Annotated in this window: 19 protein-coding genes, 1 pseudogene and 1 riboswitch; of the genes and pseudogenes, 14 read left to right on the top strand and 6 right to left on the bottom strand. The window is 72.0% G+C overall.

Annotated elements, in window-relative coordinates; translation table 11 throughout:
* Positions 1-6: 6 nt before the first annotated feature.
* Positions 7-723: an HAD family hydrolase gene (locus tag ACWD3I_RS39100; RefSeq protein ID WP_365411776.1), complete on the top strand. Its 717-nt coding sequence runs from the start codon at positions 7-9 to the stop codon at positions 721-723.
* A gap of 25 nt (positions 724-748) precedes the next feature.
* Here the strand turns inward: ACWD3I_RS39100 and ACWD3I_RS39095 are convergent, their stop codons facing one another.
* Entirely contained in the window at positions 749-1,585 is an 837-nt protein-coding gene (locus ACWD3I_RS39095; protein WP_365411773.1) for a (2Fe-2S)-binding protein, read from the bottom strand.
* 149 nt (positions 1,586-1,734) lie between these two features.
* Here ACWD3I_RS39095 and ACWD3I_RS39090 point away from each other — a divergent pair, with 149 nt between their 5' ends.
* The 9 genes from ACWD3I_RS39090 (at position 1,735) to ACWD3I_RS39050 (ending at position 12,788) form a co-directional block, all read left to right on the top strand.
* Positions 1,735-2,766 carry a FecCD family ABC transporter permease gene (locus ACWD3I_RS39090; RefSeq protein ID WP_451084304.1) on the top strand — a complete coding sequence of 344 codons (1,032 nt, stop codon included), beginning with the start codon at positions 1,735-1,737 and terminating at the stop codon, positions 2,764-2,766.
* Positions 2,763-3,776 (top strand): FecCD family ABC transporter permease, encoded by a 1,014-nt coding sequence (locus tag ACWD3I_RS39085; RefSeq protein ID WP_365411770.1) that lies wholly within the window; start codon positions 2,763-2,765, stop codon positions 3,774-3,776. Before ACWD3I_RS39090 ends, ACWD3I_RS39085 begins: the two co-directional genes overlap by 4 nt.
* Positions 3,777-3,904: 128 nt before the next feature.
* Positions 3,905-4,720, top strand: coding sequence for an ABC transporter ATP-binding protein (locus ACWD3I_RS39080; RefSeq protein ID WP_365411796.1), 816 nt, complete (start codon positions 3,905-3,907; stop codon positions 4,718-4,720).
* Positions 4,721-4,750: 30 nt separating this feature from the next.
* On the top strand, positions 4,751-5,767 hold the full coding sequence (locus tag ACWD3I_RS39075; RefSeq protein WP_365411767.1) for an ABC transporter substrate-binding protein: 1,017 nt from the start codon (positions 4,751-4,753) through the stop codon (positions 5,765-5,767).
* Positions 5,768-5,853: 86 nt separating this feature from the next.
* On the top strand, positions 5,854-7,029 hold the full coding sequence (locus ACWD3I_RS39070; protein WP_365411764.1) for an ATP-grasp domain-containing protein: 1,176 nt from the start codon (positions 5,854-5,856) through the stop codon (positions 7,027-7,029).
* A complete protein-coding gene (locus tag ACWD3I_RS39065) occupies positions 7,026-8,702 on the top strand; it encodes an IucA/IucC family protein (RefSeq protein WP_365411761.1) in 1,677 nt (558 codons plus the stop codon). The genes ACWD3I_RS39070 and ACWD3I_RS39065 overlap by 4 nt, the downstream gene beginning before the upstream one ends.
* Positions 8,699-9,889 carry an MFS transporter gene (locus ACWD3I_RS39060; RefSeq protein ID WP_365411758.1) on the top strand — a complete coding sequence of 397 codons (1,191 nt, stop codon included), beginning with the start codon at positions 8,699-8,701 and terminating at the stop codon, positions 9,887-9,889. The genes ACWD3I_RS39065 and ACWD3I_RS39060 overlap by 4 nt, the downstream gene beginning before the upstream one ends.
* Complete coding sequence (locus ACWD3I_RS39055; RefSeq protein ID WP_365411755.1) at positions 9,889-11,589, top strand: IucA/IucC family protein; 1,701 nt, start codon at positions 9,889-9,891, stop codon at positions 11,587-11,589. The genes ACWD3I_RS39060 and ACWD3I_RS39055 overlap by 1 nt, the downstream gene beginning before the upstream one ends.
* Complete coding sequence (locus ACWD3I_RS39050; RefSeq protein ID WP_451084303.1) at positions 11,586-12,788, top strand: type III PLP-dependent enzyme; 1,203 nt, start codon at positions 11,586-11,588, stop codon at positions 12,786-12,788. The genes ACWD3I_RS39055 and ACWD3I_RS39050 overlap by 4 nt, the downstream gene beginning before the upstream one ends.
* On the opposite strand, the gene ACWD3I_RS39045 is transcribed toward ACWD3I_RS39050, so the two are convergent.
* Positions 12,785-14,245 carry an aldehyde dehydrogenase family protein gene (locus tag ACWD3I_RS39045; protein WP_365413775.1) on the bottom strand — a complete coding sequence of 487 codons (1,461 nt, stop codon included), beginning with the start codon at positions 14,243-14,245 and terminating at the stop codon, positions 12,785-12,787. The genes ACWD3I_RS39050 and ACWD3I_RS39045 overlap by 4 nt on opposite strands.
* A gap of 128 nt (positions 14,246-14,373) precedes the next feature.
* Positions 14,374-14,664: a hypothetical protein gene (locus tag ACWD3I_RS39040; protein WP_365413777.1), complete on the bottom strand. Its 291-nt coding sequence runs from the start codon at positions 14,662-14,664 to the stop codon at positions 14,374-14,376.
* A 172-nt stretch (positions 14,665-14,836) separates the two neighbouring features.
* On the opposite strand from ACWD3I_RS39040, the gene ACWD3I_RS39035 reads away from it, so the two are divergent.
* Entirely contained in the window at positions 14,837-15,190 is a 354-nt protein-coding gene (locus tag ACWD3I_RS39035) for a nuclear transport factor 2 family protein (protein WP_365413779.1), read from the top strand.
* 27 nt (positions 15,191-15,217) lie between these two features.
* Here ACWD3I_RS39035 and ACWD3I_RS39030 read toward each other — a convergent pair whose 3' ends face one another.
* Positions 15,218-15,790 carry a MarR family winged helix-turn-helix transcriptional regulator gene (locus ACWD3I_RS39030; protein WP_365413781.1) on the bottom strand — a complete coding sequence of 191 codons (573 nt, stop codon included), beginning with the start codon at positions 15,788-15,790 and terminating at the stop codon, positions 15,218-15,220.
* Positions 15,791-15,809: 19 nt separating this feature from the next.
* Here ACWD3I_RS39030 and ACWD3I_RS39025 point away from each other — a divergent pair, with 19 nt between their 5' ends.
* Both ACWD3I_RS39025 and ACWD3I_RS39020 read left to right on the top strand, forming a co-directional pair.
* Entirely contained in the window at positions 15,810-16,646 is an 837-nt protein-coding gene (locus ACWD3I_RS39025) for a hypothetical protein (RefSeq protein WP_365413783.1), read from the top strand.
* Between the two features lie 51 nt (positions 16,647-16,697).
* Positions 16,698-16,781, top strand: a riboswitch (ZMP/ZTP riboswitch).
* A 21-nt stretch (positions 16,782-16,802) separates the two neighbouring features.
* Positions 16,803-17,651 (top strand): bifunctional 5,10-methylenetetrahydrofolate dehydrogenase/5,10-methenyltetrahydrofolate cyclohydrolase, encoded by an 849-nt coding sequence (locus tag ACWD3I_RS39020; protein WP_365413785.1) that lies wholly within the window; start codon positions 16,803-16,805, stop codon positions 17,649-17,651.
* A gap of 1 nt (position 17,652) precedes the next feature.
* Here the strand turns inward: ACWD3I_RS39020 and ACWD3I_RS39015 are convergent, their stop codons facing one another.
* Positions 17,653-18,543, bottom strand: a complete 891-nt coding sequence (locus tag ACWD3I_RS39015) for a CU044_5270 family protein (protein ID WP_365413787.1) — start codon at positions 18,541-18,543, stop codon at positions 17,653-17,655.
* Positions 18,536-19,075: an RNA polymerase sigma factor gene (locus tag ACWD3I_RS39010; RefSeq protein ID WP_365413789.1), complete on the bottom strand. Its 540-nt coding sequence runs from the start codon at positions 19,073-19,075 to the stop codon at positions 18,536-18,538. The genes ACWD3I_RS39015 and ACWD3I_RS39010 overlap by 8 nt, the downstream gene beginning before the upstream one ends.
* A gap of 9 nt (positions 19,076-19,084) precedes the next feature.
* On the opposite strand from ACWD3I_RS39010, the pseudogene ACWD3I_RS39005 reads away from it, so the two are divergent.
* Positions 19,085-19,308 (top strand): annotated as a pseudogene (locus ACWD3I_RS39005) (cytochrome ubiquinol oxidase subunit I); the annotation flags it as partial.

Below are 19,308 nucleotides of genomic sequence, written 5' to 3'. Positions count from 1 at the left end.
CCTCGGATGATCCCGCGCCGTCCCACGCACCTTCTGTTCGACTTCTTCGGCACGCTCGTCGACTATTCGCCGAGCCGGACGGAACAGGGCTATCGGCGCTCCCACGCGTTGTTGCGCGAGTTCGGCGGGCAGTGGGGTTACGAGCGGTTCCTGGACGCCTGGTCCGCCGCCTCCGCCCGGTTCGACCAGCACAGCGCGGTCGACGACCGTGAGTTCTCCATGGCCGACGTCACGACCGCGTTCCTGCGCGAGGCACTGCCTCGGGAACCGTCACCCGGACAGGTGGAGGCCTTCGTCGCGGCCTACCTCGCCGAGTGGAGTGCCGCGGTGCGCCACCCCGCCGGTATCGACGTCCTGCTCAAGGCGTTGAGCTCGGAGTTCCGTCTGGCGGTGGTGTCGAACACGCACAGCCCGACCATGGTGCCCGAGCAGCTGGCCGCGATGGGGGTGCTCGACGCCATGGACGCCGTCGTGCTCTCCGTGGACGTGGGCAGACGCAAGCCCCACGCGGACATCTATCAGGCGGCGATGCGCCAACTCGGGGCCCCCGCCCAGGACGTGTGGTTCATCGGCGACTCCTACGAGGCCGACTACGTCGGTCCGCGCCGCATGGGTATGGAGGCACTCCTGATCGATCCGGGGGACACGGCGTCCGTCCCGCCGCATCATCGGCTGGACACGGTCTTCGACCTGCCGGACCGGCTCGCCCGCGTGAACGGTTGATCCTTCACCGCGAGAAGCCGGACGCCTATGAGGTCTCCAGCCTGCGCAGCCGCTCCGCATCACCCGTGCGCGGACACGTGGAGCAGGCCTCGGCCGGGCGGATCGCGTAGAACATGCAGCAGCCGGTGCGGGTACGCGTGGCGTGGCGGGTGCCGTCGTCGCCCACCAGACAGCGGAAGTCGGCGCCGCTGGGGTACGGGGGCACGGGGATCGGCAGCACCTCGGTGGCGGCCCTGATCGCGGCGCCCTCCTGGCCCAGCATCCGGCCCAGGTACCAGAGGGCGGAGACGAGGTCGTCGGAGACCATCCCCCACAGGGCGCGTGACCGACGGCGCGCGACAGGGCCGAGGGCCGCGAGCAGGGGGCGCATGTGCTCGGCGAGGGACATGCGCAACTGGGCGCGCAACTGGTCCTCCTGAGGAAGCGTCAGCACGCCGGGGAGTGCGGCCACCGGGTCGCCGGGCAGACAGGCGAGTTCGGTGCCGGGGGTGATCTCGTACGTCCCTGAGGCGAGGTCGAGACGCAGGTCCTCGGGGCGGATGCGGGGCACCCTCCGTTCGAGGTACCAGGTGCCGCCCATGAGCACACCGACGGACCAGGCGTAGTCGTGCAGGGCGCGGGAGGCGGCGACGTCCGGGCGTACGGCGACTCCGTAGCGGTCGCGGATGCGGGCCGCCTCGGCCTCGACGAACGCGTCCAGCACAGAGCGGTCCGACGCCAACCGGTCGGCCGTCACACCCCCTTGGTCACCCTCGGCGACTCTCGCGTCCAGCGCTTCGCAGATGCCGGCCAGCCGTCGGTAGACGTCACCGAGGGCTCGGGAGACGGCACCGTCCGGCGTGGTCTTGAGGGCCAGGGACATCGACGTGCTCCAGGTGCGGGGAGTTTCAGCAGAGGATCAATAGGCAAGCCTTACCTTACCTTGATCAAGGGAGCCGCACGTCAAGCCACCTCAAAGGAATCGCACAGTCAGTTGAAAACTAAAGCAAGCCTCACCTAAGCTCACGCCTCGTGACTGCGACCCACCGGGACGCACCCCCCACAGGTGTGTCCTTTCGTGCCTTCAGGCACATACCGCTCTTCCTGACCGGCCTCGCGGCCCTGACCCTCTGCACCGCTCTCAGCCTCGCCCTCGGCGCCCGCTCGGTGCCCCTGTCCACCGTGACCGACGCCCTGTTCGGCCACGCCCACGGGCGCGACGCCCTCGTCGTGACCGGGCTAAGGCTCCCGCGCACCGTCATCGGCCTCGCGGTCGGTGCCGCGCTCGGTGCCGCCGGGGCCGTCGCGCAGGGCATCACCCGCAACCCGCTCGCCTCCCCCACGACCCTCGGCATCAACGCGGGCGCGGGCTTCGCGGTCGTCGTCGCGATCTACGCGCTGAAGCTCAACGACCCGGTCGAGTACGTGTGGTTCGCGTTCGCCGGAGCCGCGGCCGCGGCAGTCTTCGCACAGGCGCTGGCCCGCCGCGCCGGTGACATCGATCCCGTACGGCTCGCCCTCGGCGGCACCGTGCTCCAACTCGTGCTGCTGTCCTGGACGTCCGCGGTGATGCTGCTGAACCAGCGCACGCTCGACGAGGCCCGCTTCTGGCTCGCCGGCTCCCTGTCCGGACGCACCCTCGACACCCTGTGGCCGGTCCTGCCGACCCTGCTGCTCGGCATCGTCATCGCGCTGGCCGTCTCCCCCGCCCTCAACGCCCTTGCCCTGGGCGACGATTCGGCGCAGGCCCTCGGTGTCCCGGTGGCCCGGATCCGGCTGGCCGGCGGCGTCGCGGTCGTCCTGCTCGCCGGATCGGCGGTCGCGGTGGCCGGACCGATCGCCTTCATCGGGCTCGCCGCACCCCATCTCGTACGTCCGCTGCTCGGCGGCGACCACCGGCTGCTGGTGCCCGGCTGTCTGATCGCCGGTCCGCTGCTGCTGCTCGCGGCCGATGTGCTCGGCCGGATGGTGATCCGCCCCTCGGAGCTGGAGGTCGGCATCGTGACCGCGTTCCTGGGCGCGCCGCTGCTGGCGCTGCTGGCCCGGAAGGTGGCGACCCGGTGAACCGCTCCAGGACCCGTACGCGCGTGCTCGTCCTCGCCACCTCCGGTCTCGTCGCGCTGTCCGTGCTGCTCACCGTCTCCCTGACGACCGGTGAGATGCGGATCCCCGCCGTCACGGCGCTGCGTGCCCTGGTCGGGGTGGGCGACGCGGGAGACGTCCTCGTGGTGCAGCAGTTCCGGACGCCCCGGTCCATGGCGGCCATCGTCGGCGGCGCCGGGCTCGGCGTGGCGGGCTGTGTGCTGCAACGGCTGTTCCGCAACCCCCTGGCCTCCCCGGACGTCATGGGGGTGACCGGCGGGGCCTCGCTCGGCGCGGTCGCGCTGATCGCCGCCGGGGCCTCCCAGACGCTGGTCCCGCTCGGAGCACTCGCCGGAGGCCTCCTCTCGGCCCTGCTGCTGGGCGTGTTCGCCTGGGGATCCGGGCTCGCCGTCACCCGCCTGGTGCTCACCGGGCTCGCCGTCCAGGCGGGGCTCGCCGCCGCCGTGAACCTGATGATCGTGCGCTTCCCGGCCGAACTGGCCGGATCGGCGCTGCAGTGGACCACGGGCTCGGTGTACGGGCGGACGTGGACGGAGGTGTGGGGAGCGGGCGGTGCCATGGTCCTCGCGCTCGCCGCCGCCTTCGTACTGCATCGCCGGCTGGCCGTGCTCGACCTCGGGGACGACTCCGCGGGCGCCCTCGGCCTCAACACCTCCACGGCACGCCTCCAACTGCTCGTCCTCGCGGTCGTGCTGGCCTCGTTCGCCGCCGCGCTCGCCGGTCCGGTGACGTTCGTGGCGCTCGCGGTGCCGCACATCGTGCGGTTCGTCACCGGACCGCCCACCGCCGTCTCGCTCGCGCTGGCCGGACTCACCGGAGCGGTGCTGCTGCTCGCCTCCGACCTGGTGGTGCAGCACCTGCTGCCGATCGAGGGGCTGCCGGTGGGCGCGGTCACCGCCACGCTCGGCGCGCCCTGGCTGCTGGTGCTGATGTTCCGCCAGAGCTCGCCCGTGAAGAGGAGCCACGCATGACCGGCGCACGGAGCACGGGCCGGATGCCGCTCAAGACCGGCGTACAGAGGACGGGCCAGGAGCCGCCCGAGACCGGCGTACAGAAGACGGCCCAGGACCCCCTCAAGACCGCCGTACAGGAGCCGCGCATGACCACCGCCAACCAGCTCTCGACGCAGCGCCTCGACCTCCGGTACGGCGACCGGCTGATCGTCGGCGGCCTCGACCTCACCCTCCCCGGCGGCGCCGTCACCGCGATCGTCGGCCCCAACGCCTGCGGCAAGTCCACATTGCTGCGCGGACTGAGCCGGCTGCTGGCCCCGGCCGCCGGCACCGTCACCCTCGACGGCTCCGACATCCACCGCATGTCGGCGAAGTCCCTGGCGCTGCGCATGGGTCTGCTGCCGCAGCAGCCGGTCACGCCCGAGGCGATCACCGTCGAGGCGCTCGTACGGCTGGGCCGCTATCCGCACCAACGGCTGCTGAGCCCCTGGTCGGCCGCCGATCAGAAGGCGGTGGACGAGGCCCTGGAGCGCACCGGGACCGCGTCCCTGCGCGACCAGCCGGTGGACCAGCTCTCCGGCGGTCAGCGGCAACGTGCCTGGATCGCCCTGGCGTTGGCCCAGGACACCGAGCTGCTCCTGCTCGACGAGCCCACGACCTTCCTCGATCTGCGGCACCAGCTCGACGTACTCGACCTGGTGGCCGCCCTGCACGCCGAGGCGGGCCGCACCGTGGTGATGGTGCTGCACGACCTCGGACAGGCCGCCCGTTACGCGGACCACATGGTGGTCCTCAAGGACGGCCGGCTCGCCGCCGCCGGAGCCCCGGCGGACGTCCTCGACGCGGAGCTGGTGAAGTCCGTGTTCGACGTGGACTGCCGGGTCATCCCCGACCCAGAGACCGGCACCCCGCTGGTCGTCCCGAAGAGCAGCGGGGTGCGGCACTCCGCCGCGACCGCCTGATCCACTCCTACCAGGAAGAACCAACCCCCCATGTCCCACCGCTCCGCCATGCCCGGAATCCGCCGGATTCTGGCCTCTCTGCTGGCCGTGACACTCGGTACCGCCGTTCTGGCCGCGTGCGGCTCGGAGTCCGAGGACTCCGCCTCCGCGAAGCCCGCCGCCGATTCGGGCGGCGCGTTCCCGCGCACCCTCAAGACCGCCATGGGCGACGTCAAGATCCCCTCCCAGCCGAAGCGGGTCGTCGTGCTCGACACCGGTGAGCTGGACGACGTGACGCTGCTCGGCATCGACCCGGTCGGCGCGGTCGCCCCGCACTTCAAGACGGAGGGCGGCTTCCCGACGTACCTGAAGGGCGAGTTGAAGAACACCGCCGACGTCGGCCCGCTCCTGGAGCCCAACCTGGAGAAGATCGCGTCGCTCAAGCCCGATCTGATCCTGTCCTCCAAGGTCCGGCACGAGAAGGTCTACGACAAGCTCGGCGCCATCGCCCCGACCGTCTTCACCGAGACCACCGGCGGTGTCTGGAAGGAGAACCTGAAGGTCCACGCCGAGGCGCTGGGTCTGGAGAAGGAGGCCGCGGCCAAGCTGAAGGAGTACGAGACGCGGGCCAAGGCGCTGGGTGAGGCCATCAGGAAGAAGGACGGCGGCACCATGCCGACCGCGTCCGTGGTCCGCTTCATCGCCGGTCCGACCCGGCTGTACCAGTCCAACTCCTACAGCGGTGTGGTCCTGGACGACATCGGCTTCAAGCGGCCGTCCTCGCAGGTCTCGAACGACCCCGAGGTCACCATGAAGGACGTCAGCCCGGAGCAGATCGACCAGGCCGACGCCGACCTGGTCTTCGTCACCTCCGCGGACGTGGACGACAAGACGCAGAAGAAGCAGGTCACTTCGAACCCGGTGTGGAAGTCCCTGCCCGCCGTGAAGGACGGCAAGGTCTTCGAGGTCCCGGACGAGACGTGGATGTCCGGCATCGGCGTCCAGGCCGCCGAGCAGATGCTCGCGGACGTGGCCAAGGCCACCGGCGTGCCGCTTCCCGCCGAGTAACTCCCGCTGAATCGGGGCGGGCCGCAGCCACGGCCCAGGCCCGCCCCTTCAACCCCCCACCCGCTAGCGGAAGTTCTCCTCCACCCATGCGTCTGTACCTGCTCGCCCTCAACCCGACCGACTCCGTCACCGAGGGCTTTCTGCCCGCGGCCGCCCGCCTGGGCCTGGACGTCACCGTCCTCACCGACCAGCCCGACGCCCACCGCACGACCTACCCGGACATCGAGATCCTTCAGTGCGACGTCCGCGACTTCCGGGCCGTCGTCACCCGCGTCTCCACCCACCACCGCCCCGACGCGGTCTTCACCAACAGCGACCACCTCCAGACGCAAGCCGCCCTGACCGCCGCCTACTTCGGGCTCCCCGGCAAGGACTGGCGGGCCACCCTGCGCTGCAAGGACAAGGCCGAGATGCGCCGCCGCCTCGCCGACACGGGCGTGGACACGGTCTGGTCGACCGAGCTCACCGGACCGACCGCGCTGCCGGACGCCCCGTACCCCTGTGTCGTCAAGCCGCGCGAGGGGGTGGCCAGCGAGGACGTCGTCCTCGTCGACAACGCCGAGGACCTGGTGACACGGTCCGAGGAGATCTTCGACCGGCGCCCCGGCACCGTACTGGTCGTCGAGGAGTACCTCCCCGGCGAGCTCTACACCCTGGAGACGCTGGGCGACGGGCAGACCCGGCACGTCCTGGGCGGCTTCCACACCGAGCTGTCGCCGCCGCCGTACTTCATCGAGGAACGCCTCACCTTCGTGCCGTCCCACCCCGGGCCGGTCGTCGATCAGGTCCTCGCCCAACTGGACGCGCTGGGCGTCGGGTTCGGCGCCTGTCACACCGAGTTCGTCGTGCACGAGGGCCGGGCGAGGATCATCGAGGTCAACTACCGCGCCATCGGCGACCAGTGCGACCTGCTGCTGGCGCGGCTGCTGGAGATCCCGCTCTTCGAGCACATCCTCCGCGCCCACCTGGGTGAGCCGCTCCCCGCGGACCTGGGCGCCCGCCACGACGGCGCCGCCCGCCTGGACTACCCCTGCGCCGAACGCCCCGGCACCCTCACCGACGCCCCCGCGGCAACGGAACTGACCGTCGAAGGCGTCCACTTGACATACCGTCCGCTGCGCGCGGCGGGCGAGCGGCACGAGCTGTACGGCACCAACCGCGACTACCTCGGCGTGCTGCGCGCCGCGGGCACCGACCAGCCGACGGTGGACCGGGTGGCGACCGACTTCCTGGCCGGGCTGCGCTGGGAGATCCAGCCGTGACGGCCGCGCCGACCGCGACGACCGACACCTGCGAGGAGGAACTGCTCACGCGCGTGCTCAGCGCCCTGCTCCGCGAGGACGTGGTGGGGCTGCGCACCGGCAGTACGCTCGTGCACCGGCCGGACGGCCCCTGGCTGCGGCTGCCGACCGAGGACGACGCGCTGCTCCTGCCCGTCGCCGAGGACGGCTTCCAGTGCGAGTACGCCGCCCGGCTGCCCCTGCTCGTCCGTGAGTCGGACGGCACCGAGCTCACCTCGTACGGCACCGTCCTCGCCGCACTGCGCGCACTCGCCGACCCCGTGGACCGAGGCGGCTACGACGCCTTCGCCGAGGAGTGCCGGCAGACCCTGGCCACCCTGCGACTGCACACGGCCACCCGGTCCGAGGTCGAGGGGAGGCTCGGCGGCGACTCGGCGCGGTGGCCCCCGCTGGCGTACGACACACTCGCCGCCCGGCTCGACCATCCGGTGTATCCGACCGCGCGCGGCCGCTCCGGCCTCGGTGAGCCGCAACTGCGGGCCCACGCGCCGGAGTTCCACCCGCGGTTCGCGCTGCGCTGGGTCGCCCTGCGCCGGGAGTCCGTCACCCTGGCCGGCACGCTCCCCGACTTCTGGCCCACACCCCGCCGGCTCGGTCTCGCCGGGGTGGAGGGCACGCATGTGGTCCTGCCGGTGCATCCGTTGACGGTCGACGCCCTGCGGGACGCCGGGCTCCCGGACGGGGCGGTGTTCGCCGACCGGGCCCACCTGGAGGTCGTGCCGACGCTGTCGATGCGCACGGTGGCCGTGAACCCGTCGGTGCATCTCAAACTCCCGCTGGCCACGGCGACGTTGGGTCTGCGCAACAAGCGGACCGTCAAGCCCGGCACGCTCGTGGACGGCGCCGCGGGACAGCGGCTGCTGGAGGCCGTGATCGTCCGGGAGCCCCGGTTCCACGGCACGATCCTGCACGCCGACGAGGCGACGTACGCCCATGCGGGGCACGAGCTGCTGGCCGTCCTGTGCCGGCGCTTCCCGGCCGACCTGGACGGCGCCGACGTCGTACCGCTGGCCGCCCTGCTCGCCGACGCCCCGGACGGGCGGCTGGTCGTCGACCACCTGGCCGACCGCTTCTACGGTGGCGACCCGCTGGCCCTGTTCGACGCGTTCCTGACCCTGCTGTTCGACTGGCAGACCACACTGTTCGGGTACGGCATCGCGCTGGAGTCGCATCAGCAGAACGTCTCGCTGGTCCTGCGGCCCGGCAGTCTGCGGCTGCTGTTCAAGGACAACGACGGGCCCCGCGTCAACGCGAAGCGGCTCGGCGCGGTGCTTCCCGGCCCGTGGGGCTTCGACGACGCACGGACCTATGTCTCCGGATACGGGCCGGTCGCCGACCTGTTCGCCACCATCACGGTCCATCTGTGCGCGGGCTCCTACGCGTTCGGACTCCCCCGGCACCGGCGGGCTCTGCTCGATCTCGTCCGCGACCGGCTGGCCGAAGCCGTGGACCGGCTCGGTGGGGACGCGGCCGCCGCCCTGCGCGAGCGGGTGCTGGACGCGCCGCGGCTGCCGGTGAAGGCGATGGTCACGGCCGGCTCGCTGCTGTCCAAGGAGCGGTCCGGCGCGGCCGACATCAACAAGCACTACACCTCCGGACCCAACTACCTGCTGCGACAGGGGGGTTCGGCATGAGCGCCGGGGCCCTGCGGATCCCGCGGTCCGCCTCCGGGCGCGGTCAGGTGCACGCGGTGGCCGCCTGCTATTTCGTGGCGTCCTTCGCGGCCCTGGGCCTGCCGCCGTACCTCACCGAGATCCTGCCGGCGCTGGGCGACCGCGACGCCCGTTGGGCGGGGGTGCTCTATGTCGTCCCGACCGTGTTCGGGGGCCTCGCGGCCCCGATGTGGGGGCGGCTCGCCGACCGCTACGGCCGCAAACGGCTGCTGCTGCGCGCCCAGTTGGGGCTCGCGGTGGCCTTCCTGCTCGCCGGGTGGGCCGACTCGCTGGCCACCTTCACGGTCGCGCTCGTCCTCCAGGGGATCCTGGGCGGCACCTTCGCCGCCTCCAACGGATATCTGGGCGCGGCCCTGGAGGGCCCGGCCCTGTCCAAGGCGCTGACCCTGATGCAGGGCAGCGCCCGAGCGGCCCTGGTCTTCGCACCGATCGTGGTCGGCGCGCTGTCCGGCTGGCTGTCCCCGCACCGGCAGTACGCGCTCCTCGCCATACTCCCCCTCACGGCCGCGCTGCTGCTGGCGGCCCTGCCCGAACCGGAGCCGGTCGCCCGCACCACGAGCGAGACCGCCACCGCGGATCACACATCTGCGGTGATGTCGCTCAAGGCGCTCTACGCACTCGAGTTCGCCTTCGTCTTCTCCACCGTCATCTCCTTCCCCTATCTCATCGCCCTGGTCGACGACCGGCTCCCGGGCACCTCGCCAACCCTGTCAGGAGTGCTCTTCGCCCTCCCCCACCTGTGCTATCTGGTGGCGGCGCTGGCCGTGCACTCCAGGTTCCGCGGCCGTCCCAGGACCGGGATCGTGCTCGGTTTCGTCCTCATCGCGCTCGGCCTCGCCGGACACGGCGTCGTCGACTCGCTGCCCGCGCTGATCGCCGTACGGCTGCTGCTCGGCGCGGGCCTCACGCTCGGCCTGGTGTGTCTGCAGGTGCTCGCGGCGGACTGCGCCAAGGGCCGCGCGCCCGGCGGGCTGTTCGGCTCGCTGGAGTTCTTCTCCAAGGCCGGCGCGGTCGCCGCCGGTCTCGCCGCGGCCGCCGGCAGCGTCCGCTTCGGCCCCACCGCCCCCGTGCTGACCGGTGCCGCAGCTGCCGCCGTCACCGCCGTGGCGACCCTCCTCCCCTCCATGACCCCCCGCTGGAGCCGCTGATGCCCTCCCTCACCGATACGCCCGCGCGCACCGACCTGCCCACCGCCGACGACGTGGTGGCCCACACTCTCCTGAACTGTCTGCTGCGCGAGGTCTCCGGCCCCGAGCACCAGAGCGTGGTCACCGACGGCCGGCTCCTGCTGCGGCTGCCCCGCCGCGGTGTGCTGCTCCGCGTGACCCTGCGCCGCACCTCGCTGCTCGGCGCGCACCGGTTCACCGGTCCCGTGCAGGAACAGCGCGGCGGCGACTGGGCGGAGCTGGACTGGCGCCGCCTCGCGGAGTACACGCACGACGAGCTGTCGCTGCGGACCGGGGTGCGCAACGAGGAGTTCCTGGAGCAGATCGCCTCCAGCCACGAGGCCGTGACGACAGCTCTCACCGCGACCGGCGGCTCGCGGGGCGGCGATCCCTACCTCGTCTCCGAGCAGTCCCTGTTCTTCGGCCACCGCTTCCATCCCACGCCCAAGGCGCGCACCGGCGACCCGCGCGCCTGGTCGGCGTACGCGCCGGAGGCGGGGGCCGCCTTCCCGCTGCGGCACCTCGCCGTTCGGGAGCATCTGATCGCCGAGGAGGCCGCGGAGCCGTCGGCCACCGCCGCCCTGGACCGGCTGCGCGCCGACGTGCCGACCGGATACCGGCTGCTGCCCGCCCACCCCTGGCAGTACGACACACTCCGCGAGCACCCGGCGCTGAGCGCGGCGCTCGAGAACGGCGATGTCCTCGACCTCGGTCCGGGCGGGCGGCCCTTCGCGGCGACCGCGTCCGTGCGCACGCTCTACGACGGAGAGACCTTCCTCAAGTTCAGCTTGAACGTCCGGATCACCAACTGCCTGCGCAAGAACAGCAGTTACGAGCTGTCCGGTGCCGTCGCCCTGACCCGGGTCCTGGCCCCGGCCCTGGCCGACCTCGCCGAGCGCTTCCCGGGCAGCGCGGTGCTCCGCGAACCCGCCTACCGCACGCTCGCCCTGCCAGGGCCCGACGGCGGTCCGGACCAGGCGCTGTTCGAGGGCTTCGGCGTGATCGTCCGCGAAGGCCTTCCCGAGAGGCTCGCGCCCGGCACCACCGCCCTGCTGGCCGCCGCCGTCGCCGACGAGTACCCGAGCAGCGGCGCCCACATCTCCCGTCTGCTCGACGGGGCCGACGCACAGGCGGCCCTCGACTGGTGGTCGGCGTACCTCGATCTGCTCGTCCCGCCGGTCCTGGCCGCCTACTTCGACCACGGTCTGGTCCTCGAACCGCACCTCCAGAACGTCCTGGTGTGCGTGGACGGCGACGGCATGCCCGCCCAGGTGCTCTTCCGTGATCTGGAGGGCACCAAGCTCGTCCCCGAGCACCACGCCGACACCCTCGCGGCGCTGCCGCCCGAGGTCGCGGGCCCGATGACGTACGACGCGCAGCGCGGCTGGGACCGGGTCGTGTACTGCCTTCTGGTCAACCACGTCGCGGAGCTGCTCGCCGCCCTGGCCGATCTGCACCCGGCGGCGGAGGCCGAGCTGTGGGGCCGCGTCCGCTCGGCGCTCCGCTCGTACGCCGACCGGCTCGGCTGCCCGCCCCGCCTCTCCGCCCTGCTCGCCGGCGTACCGCTGCCCGCGAAGGCGAACCTGCTGACCCGCTGGGAGCGCAAGGCCGACCGCGAGGCCGGATACGTCCGTCTGCCGTCCCCGCTCGCCGAGGACATCCTGACCGGGAGCACCCGATGACCCCTGCCGTCCACGACCGCGCCCTCGCCCTCACGTCGTCCGAACTGCCCGCGTATCTCTACGACTTGGCCGCGCTGCGCACACACGCGGCCGCCGTACGGTCCGCCCTCCCCGAGCGGGTCGAGCTGTACTACGCCGCCAAGGCCAACCCGGAGCCGGAGATCCTCGCCGCGCTCGGTCCGTACGTGGACGGCTACGAGGTCTCCTCGGGTGGTGAACTCGCCCATGTGGCCAAGGCGGTGCCGGGGCGTCCGCTGGCTTTCGGCGGCCCCGGCAAGACGCCGGACGAGGTGACGGCCGCGCTGGAGCAGGGGGTCGAGCGCTTTCACGTCGAGAGCGTGTACGAGCTGCGGATGCTGGGCGAGCTGGCGCGGCGGGCGGGGCGGCGTGTCGCGGTGCTGGCGCGGGTCAACCTCGCCCTGTCCGACGGTTCGCTGGCGGGCAGTTCGCTGGCGATGGGCGGGCGTCCGACACCGTTCGGCATGGACCCGGACCAGGCTCTGGAGGTAATCCGCGCGCTCACGGACGACCCCTGTCCGCACCTCGAGCTGCGGGGTGTCCACGCCCACTTGGCCAGCGGTCTCGAAGCCCCGGAACAGCTCGCGGTGGCCGAGGCGATCGTGGCCTGGGCCACCGGACTCGGGGTCCCGGTCGCGGAGGTCAACGTCGGTGGCGGTATGCACGTCGACTATGCGGACCCGGACCGGCGCTTCGACTGGGCCGCGTACGGCGAGGGACTCGCCCGACTCACCGCGGCGCACCCGGAGGTGACGCTGCGCATCGAGCCGGGGCGGGCGATGACGGCGTACTGCGGCTGGTACGCCACGGAGGTGCTGGACGTGAAGCGCAGCCACGGTGAGGAGTTCGGTGTGGTCCGGGGCGGCACCCATCATCTGCGGACCCCGGCGACGAAGGGCCACGACCAGCCCTGCTCGGTCCTGAAGGTGGACGGCTGGCCGCACCCCTGGCCGCGACCGGCGGCAGAGGACGAACATGTCACGCTGGCGGGGCAGTTGTGCACACCGAAGGACGTACTCGCCCGCCGGGTCCCCGCATCCGGGCTGCGGGCCGGTGACCGGGTGGTGTTCGCGGTGGCGGGTGCCTACGCGTGGAACATCTCCCACCACGACTTCCTGATGCACCCCCGGCCCGGCTTCCACTTCCTGGACGCCGGGCCGGAGGTCACCGCACGGTCCTAGAACGGGTAGTGCGCCTGCTGGGTGGCGATGGTCACCCAGCGGGTGTTGGAGAAGGCCTCGATGCCCCAGCGTCCGCCGAAGCGGCCGTATCCGGAAGCCTTGAAGCCACCGAAGGGGGCCTGCGGCTCGTCGGCCACCGACTGGTCGTTGATGTGCACGATGCCGGTACGGACACCGCGGGCGACGGCCAGTCCGTGGGTGGCGTTCTCGGTGATGATGCCGCAGGTCAGACCGTTCTCCGTGTCGTTGGCGACGGCCACGGCGGCGGCGTCGTCGGAGAACGTCTCGACCACGCACACCGGACCGAACGCCTCGGCGTGGTAGATCTCGGCGTCCTTCGGCACATCGGTGAGCACGGTCGCCGGGTGCACCGCTCCGTCGGGCTTCCCGCCGCCGGTGAGGACCTTCGCGCCCTTGGCGACGGCGTCCTCGACCAGAGCGGCCACGCGCTGCGCGGCGGAGGCGGCGACGAGCGGCCCGACCACGGTGTGCGGGTGGTTCGGGTCGCCGGCCTGGAGCGAGGCCGTCTTGGCGGTGAACTTCCGGGTGAACTCCTCGGCCAGCGACTCGTGGACGAGGATCCGGTCGCCGGACATGCAGATCTGCCCGGCGTTCATGAACACGCTGAAGGTGACGGCGTCCACGGCGTAGTCGACGTCCGCGTCGTCGAGCACGATGACGGAGTTCTTGCCGCCCAACTCCAGTACGGCGGGCTTGAGATGACGGGCCGCGTGCTCGCCGATGATCCGGCCCACGTTGGTGGAGCCGGTGAAGTTCACCGCACGGACGCGCGGGTCGGCGATCAGCGCCTCGGCGATCTCGGCCGCGTCCTCACGGGCGTTGGTGACGACGTTGAGCACCCCGTCCGGCAACCCCGCCTCGCGCAGCACGTCGGCCACGAACAGGCCGCAGGCGATCGGCGCGTCCTCGCTCGCCTTGACGACGACCGTGTTGCCGGCGGCCAGCGGCGCCGCGACCGCCCGTACGCCGAGGATGACGGGCGCGTTCCACGGCGCGAACGCCGCGACGACGCCCACCGGTTCACGGACCGCGAGGCCCAGCGCGCCCTGCTCCTGGGCGGTGAGGACCTCGCCGCGCGGGGCCGTCACGGCGGCGGCGGCCTCGCGCAGCATGTTCGCGGCGAGGTAGACGTTGAAGTGCGCCCACGGCCGGGTTCCGCCTGCCTCGTGGGCCATCAGTTCGGCGACCTGGTCGCCCTTGCCGTCGAGGAGGTCGGCGGCCTTCAGGAGAATCGCGCGCCGGGCGAACGGGGCCAGCGCGGCCCACTCGGGGAACGCCGCGTCGGCCGCGTCCACGGCCCGCCGTACGTCCTCGGTGCCCGCGGCGGCGACGGTCGCATACACCTCGCCCGTGTAGGGGTTGACGTCCTCCGCCCTACGGCCGGAGGCGGCGGGCTCGTCCTTGCCGCCGATGAACAGTTCGCGGGTGATGGGCATGATGCGGACCTCTTTGTTCGCCACGTGAACCAAGATTCATTTCTAAGCGCATGCTCTGTTCACCCGGCAACAATGTCAAGGGCCGCCCGGAATCCCGGGCGGCCCTCGTTGTGGACGTACGTGTGTGGCTACTGGATTCCTGGCAGCACCTGGGTGACAGGGGCGGCCAGGTCGGTCACCTGGCTCAGCTGGTTGAGGTCGTTCAGCTTGTTGAGCTCCGCCAGCTGCGCCGAGGGCCGCGGGAGCGCGTCCTTGTACTCCGCGGGCAGGTCGCTCACGGTGAGCGAGTCGAGCGTGGCCATCGGGCTCAGGGGGGCGGCGCCCTTGTCCTCGGGAGCCGCGCTCGCCAGCGGGGCGGCGAGACCGGTGACGCCGACGGCGAGACCGACGACGGCGGCGATACGTCGAGTGGAGATCATGTTTTCAGCAACGCCGACGGGCCCGCGCCGGACACGGGCACCGGGCGTCGCTCACCCGTCAGGCGGAGTGTCGCCGCTGCGCTTGCCGAGCCCGCCGGGGCGGAGGAGTCTCGAAGGAGAGGCCCTCGCGGCCCGCTCCCCTTCGACCGCGGGCCTTCACCGGAGGTCAACCATGGGCACCGCGTTCAACACCGAGACACTGCGCCAGAGCATCGAGGGAAACACGGCGACGAATCTGCTGTCGCTCTACGCGGACGACGCGGAACTGCGCGTCGTGGACCGCAACACCCAGCCCAGCAGTCCACGGGTCCTGCACGGTCGCGAGGAGATCGGCGAACTCCTCGAGGACGTCTACAACCGCGACATGACGCACAAGCTGGAGCGCTGTGTCGTGGACGGCGACACCGTCGCGTTCAGCGAGAGCTGCCTGTACGCGGACGGGGTGCGTGTCCTCGCCGAGTCGATGATCACGCTGCGCGACGGCAAGATCGCCGAACAGATCATGATCCAGGCATGGGACGAGTAGGAAGGCGGCTGCCGAAGGTCCAGATCACTACTCGCTTGACCTGGACCTTCGCGGTGCGGGCCCGTCCGGTCCACTCTCCGCGGCGACGACCAGTTTCCGCAGCAGGTCGGCTAGCGTCCGTTGCTCTTCTGCGGTCAGTACTGCGAGCAGCGCGACCTCGTCCGCTTCCTCCGCCGCCGCATGCTGTTCGAAGGCGGCGTATCCGGCGTCGGTGAGCCGGACCAGCACCCTTCGCCGGTCGGCGCTCTCGTGCGTGCGGACGATCCACCCGGCCTCCTCCAGCGGCGCCAACCGTGCCGACAGGGCACCCCGCGTCAGCCCGAGCCGGTCGGCGAGCTCGGAGGGGCTCGCGGTGTAGGGCGGACCGTGCCGGCGCAGCGTCAGCAGCACCTTGAACTGCCAGTGCCGCAGCCCGTCGGAGTCGAGGGTGTCGCGACGCGCCTGGGATGCGTGCCGGGCGAGTTTCGCCAGCCGCACGTAGATCGCCTCCTTGACCGGGTCCATCCAGGCGAGTTCCTTCGACCACTCCGCGACGTGCCGGTCGACCGAGTCCTCCGTCGTCTGCTCCCCGCAGTGGTTTTCTTGTGGATGGTTTTCCATCTCACTACCTTCCCCTGTCATGACGAACACCACGAGCACATTCGTCGAACTCGACGAACTCCTCGCCTCCGCAAGGGACTTGTCGTTGGCGGGACGGTGGGACCGGGCGCTGCGCCTGATGGACGCGACGACGTCCGACGCTCCCGAGGACCGCGTCCGCCTCGCCCTGGCGGCGGCCGAAGTCGCCCTGGAGAGCGACTGGTTCGGCGGTACGCGGCTCACCGCCGCCCGCGTCGAGCAGGCGGAGAAGGAGTCACCGGGCGGCGACTGGGACCTGGACTTCGTACGGCTGCGCCACGACTACCTGCGGCTGTTCCGCCCCGACGGCACGTCCCGGCACGGCGCCGAGGGCAAGGACCCGGAAGCACTCGTGGCGATCCGGCGCCGCGGACACGACCTGCGCGAGGCCGCCCCCGACGAGGTGCGGCGGGGCTGGGCCTCGATGTACCTGGGGCTGATCGCCGACAACCTCTTCGGTGAGCGCAGCGTGGCACCCGCCCACTACGAGGCCGCTCTGCGCGCCGGCGGATCGGGCGACGACCTGCTCGTCCGCGAAGCGCTGCGGCACCTCGGTGACCACGACCACGACGCCGGCGAACACGAGCGGGCCCGGGAGCGCTGGGAGCGGGCCACCGCGCTGGGCGCACGCGCGGGCATGATCCCCGGTGTGCTCACCCAGCAGATGCTGCTGGCGGTGCTGGCCCGCGACACGGGTGACGAGGGCGGCGCGACAGCGCTGGCGACGGAGATCGCCCGCTGGGCCGAGGCGATCGGCGCCGACCACCTCCACGCCCAGGCGACCGGGTTCCTGGCCGGAGTCGATCCGACGGCACCGCCGCAGGAGAGCGGGTCCTGACCGTCGTAGGGCATGGAGGGTCCCGGCCCAAGGACCGGCTCGGTTAGGCTGGCGGCGGGCCGTGACTGGCGCTGAGGTGGAGCACCACCGGGGAGCGGTCCGCAGAACCTGATGCCGTGCGCCTGGGCGAACCGACTACCAGCCCAGGAGTGGATCATGTCTCAGGCCCGGCTCATGGACGGCACGGCACTCGCCCGGCGGATCGTGGAGGAGACCGGCGAGCGCGCCGCCGCCCTCACCGAACGCACCGGCAGCACACCGTGTCTGGCGACCGTACTGGTCGGCGAGGACCCCGCCTCCGTGACGTACGTCCGGATGAAGCAGAACCGCTGCCGCAAGGCCGGTATCGCCTCCCGCCACGTGGAGCTGCCCGCGGCGACCACGACCGAGGAACTGGTGGGCACGCTCAAGGCGCTCTCCGCCGACCCCGCCGTGCACGGCATCCTGCTCCAGCACCCGATGGGCGAGCACATCGACGAGCGGGCCGCGTTCGAGGCGATCGCGCCCGAGAAGGACGTCGACGGCGTCACCTTCGCCTCGTTCGCGACGATGAGCTTCGGCCTGCCGGGCTTCGTGTCGTGCACGCCCGGCGGCATCATGCGGCTGCTCGACGAGTACGGCGTCGACCCGTCCGGCAAGCGGGCCGTGGTCGTCGGCCGCAGCGCGATCCTCGGCAAGCCGGCCGGCATGCTGCTGCTCGCGCGCGACGCGACGGTGACGTACTGCCACTCGCGGACGGTGGACCTGTCCGCGGCCGTCCGCGAGGCGGACATCGTCGTCGCCGCCGTGGGCCGGGCGCGGCTCATCAAGGGCCAGGACATCAAGCCCGGCGCCGTCGTGCTCGACGCCGGCTACAACGAGGGGAACATCGGTGACGTCGACTTCGACTCCGCCGCGGAGCGGGCCTCGCTGATCACCCCGGTGCCGGGCGGCGTCGGTCCGATGACGATCGCCACGCTGCTGGAGCAGACGGTCGACGCGGCCGCCCGGCAGCTCGGGGTCTGAATCAGCGCATCCAGGCGCTGTAGTCCATGACGTCACCGGCCTGGACGCCGTACTCGGGATCCGCCTCGGTGAAGGTGGTCTCCAGGCCGAGTACGGCGCCGCTGGCCGGGTCCATGATCAGCATCCGGCGGGTGGCCGACTGCTGGTACACATACGCCTGTCCGCGCCGCCCGAGCCGGTCGGTGACCTGTCCGAGGGGCTTGAGCCCTTCGGCGTCCGCCAGCATCTCGGCCACCGTCGCGGACTCACGGGCACCGAGGTGCCAGGTGTCGAGGAGCACCCGGACGCCGTCGAGGAGCTGCCCGGTGTCCGGTGCGGTGTCGGTGTACGTGGCTTCCTGGAGGTAGGCGCGCAGCCGGGTGACGTCGTGCGGGGGCTCAGACTGCGGCGGGGCGTCGCTCCAACTGGGCGGATAGGTCCGCGTGGTGCGGTCGTGGCCGTCGTCGACGGTCACCGTGTGGCTGTCGTCGGCGTTCCACCGCACGATGCGCTCCTCCGGGTAGGTGATCGGAGGCTTGTCCTCGCTCATGCCCAGGCTCCACGACTTCACATGGGTGCCCTTGCGGAGCTCGGGCGAACCACCGGCCGCTCGGGCCCGCGCTGCCAGGGTCTCCAGGGATACGGGGGTGGAGTCGGCCCGCACGACGAGCGGGCGGGGCGCGGCGACCGCCGGCGCGGTGGTCTGGTCGGTGAACAGCAGGGCCGCGACCAGCGCGCCGACGACGGCCGTGGCCGCCAGGCCCCAGAGCAGCCGGGGGCGGCGGGAGGTCCGTTGCCGCATGAGCCGGTTCAGCTGCCGCTCGGCGTGGTGGTCGAGGGGGCCCTCGCCGAAGTGGGGGCCGTCGGTCGGCACCGGGTTGGCGCGGCGCAGGAGTTCGAGTTCGTCAGCCATGACCGTTCTCCTTCAGGGCGGCGGCGGTCGTCGGGCCCATGCGGTCGATCTCGGCTCTCAGCCGGCGCCGGGCGCGGTGCAGCCGCATCGACGCGGCCCGTCGGCCACAGCCGAGGGCGACCGCCACCTCATCGGTGTCCAGTTCCTCCCAGGCCGTCAGCCGCAGCACCTCCTGGTCGGCCGGGGAGAGCCGGGCCAGCGCGTCGTGCACCCACGCGCCGGGGCTCTCCGCGTCGGGACCGGCCTCGATGTGCCGCCCGTGTGCCGAGTCGTCGTTGCCCAGCCGGTCCACCAGTCGTCGTCGGCGCCCCTGTCCGCGCACCGCGTTGGCCAGGCAGTTCCGTGCCACCCCGTACAGCCAGGGCAGGAGGGAGTCCGGGAGGTCGGTCCGGCGGCGCCAGGCGACGGTGAAGACCTCCGCCACCACTTCCTCCACGTCACTCGTACGCCCGTCCAGTCGCCGCGCGACATAGCGGCTGACCGCCCAGTAGTGCTCGCGATAGGCAGCGGCGAAGTTGTCGTCGTCGCTCATGTTCCGTTCGTGTCCGGCACCCTCGGGATCGTCACAGCCGTTTCCGTGATTCTCGTCGCGTCCCTGAAGTGTGACGTCCGGGCCGGGCGCGGACACAGGCGGGGCATGAGGCACCTGAAGTGGCTGACGACCACGGATCACAAGACGATCGGAACGCTGTATCTGGTCACGTCGTTCGCGTTCTTCTGCATCGGTGGTCTGCTGGCGCTGTTCATGCGCGCCGAGCTGGCCCG

Source organism: Streptomyces sp. NPDC002817, assembly GCF_053592055.1.
Note: the sequence above shows the minus strand (reverse complement) of the source record. Positions and strands in the feature narration are given on the sequence as shown.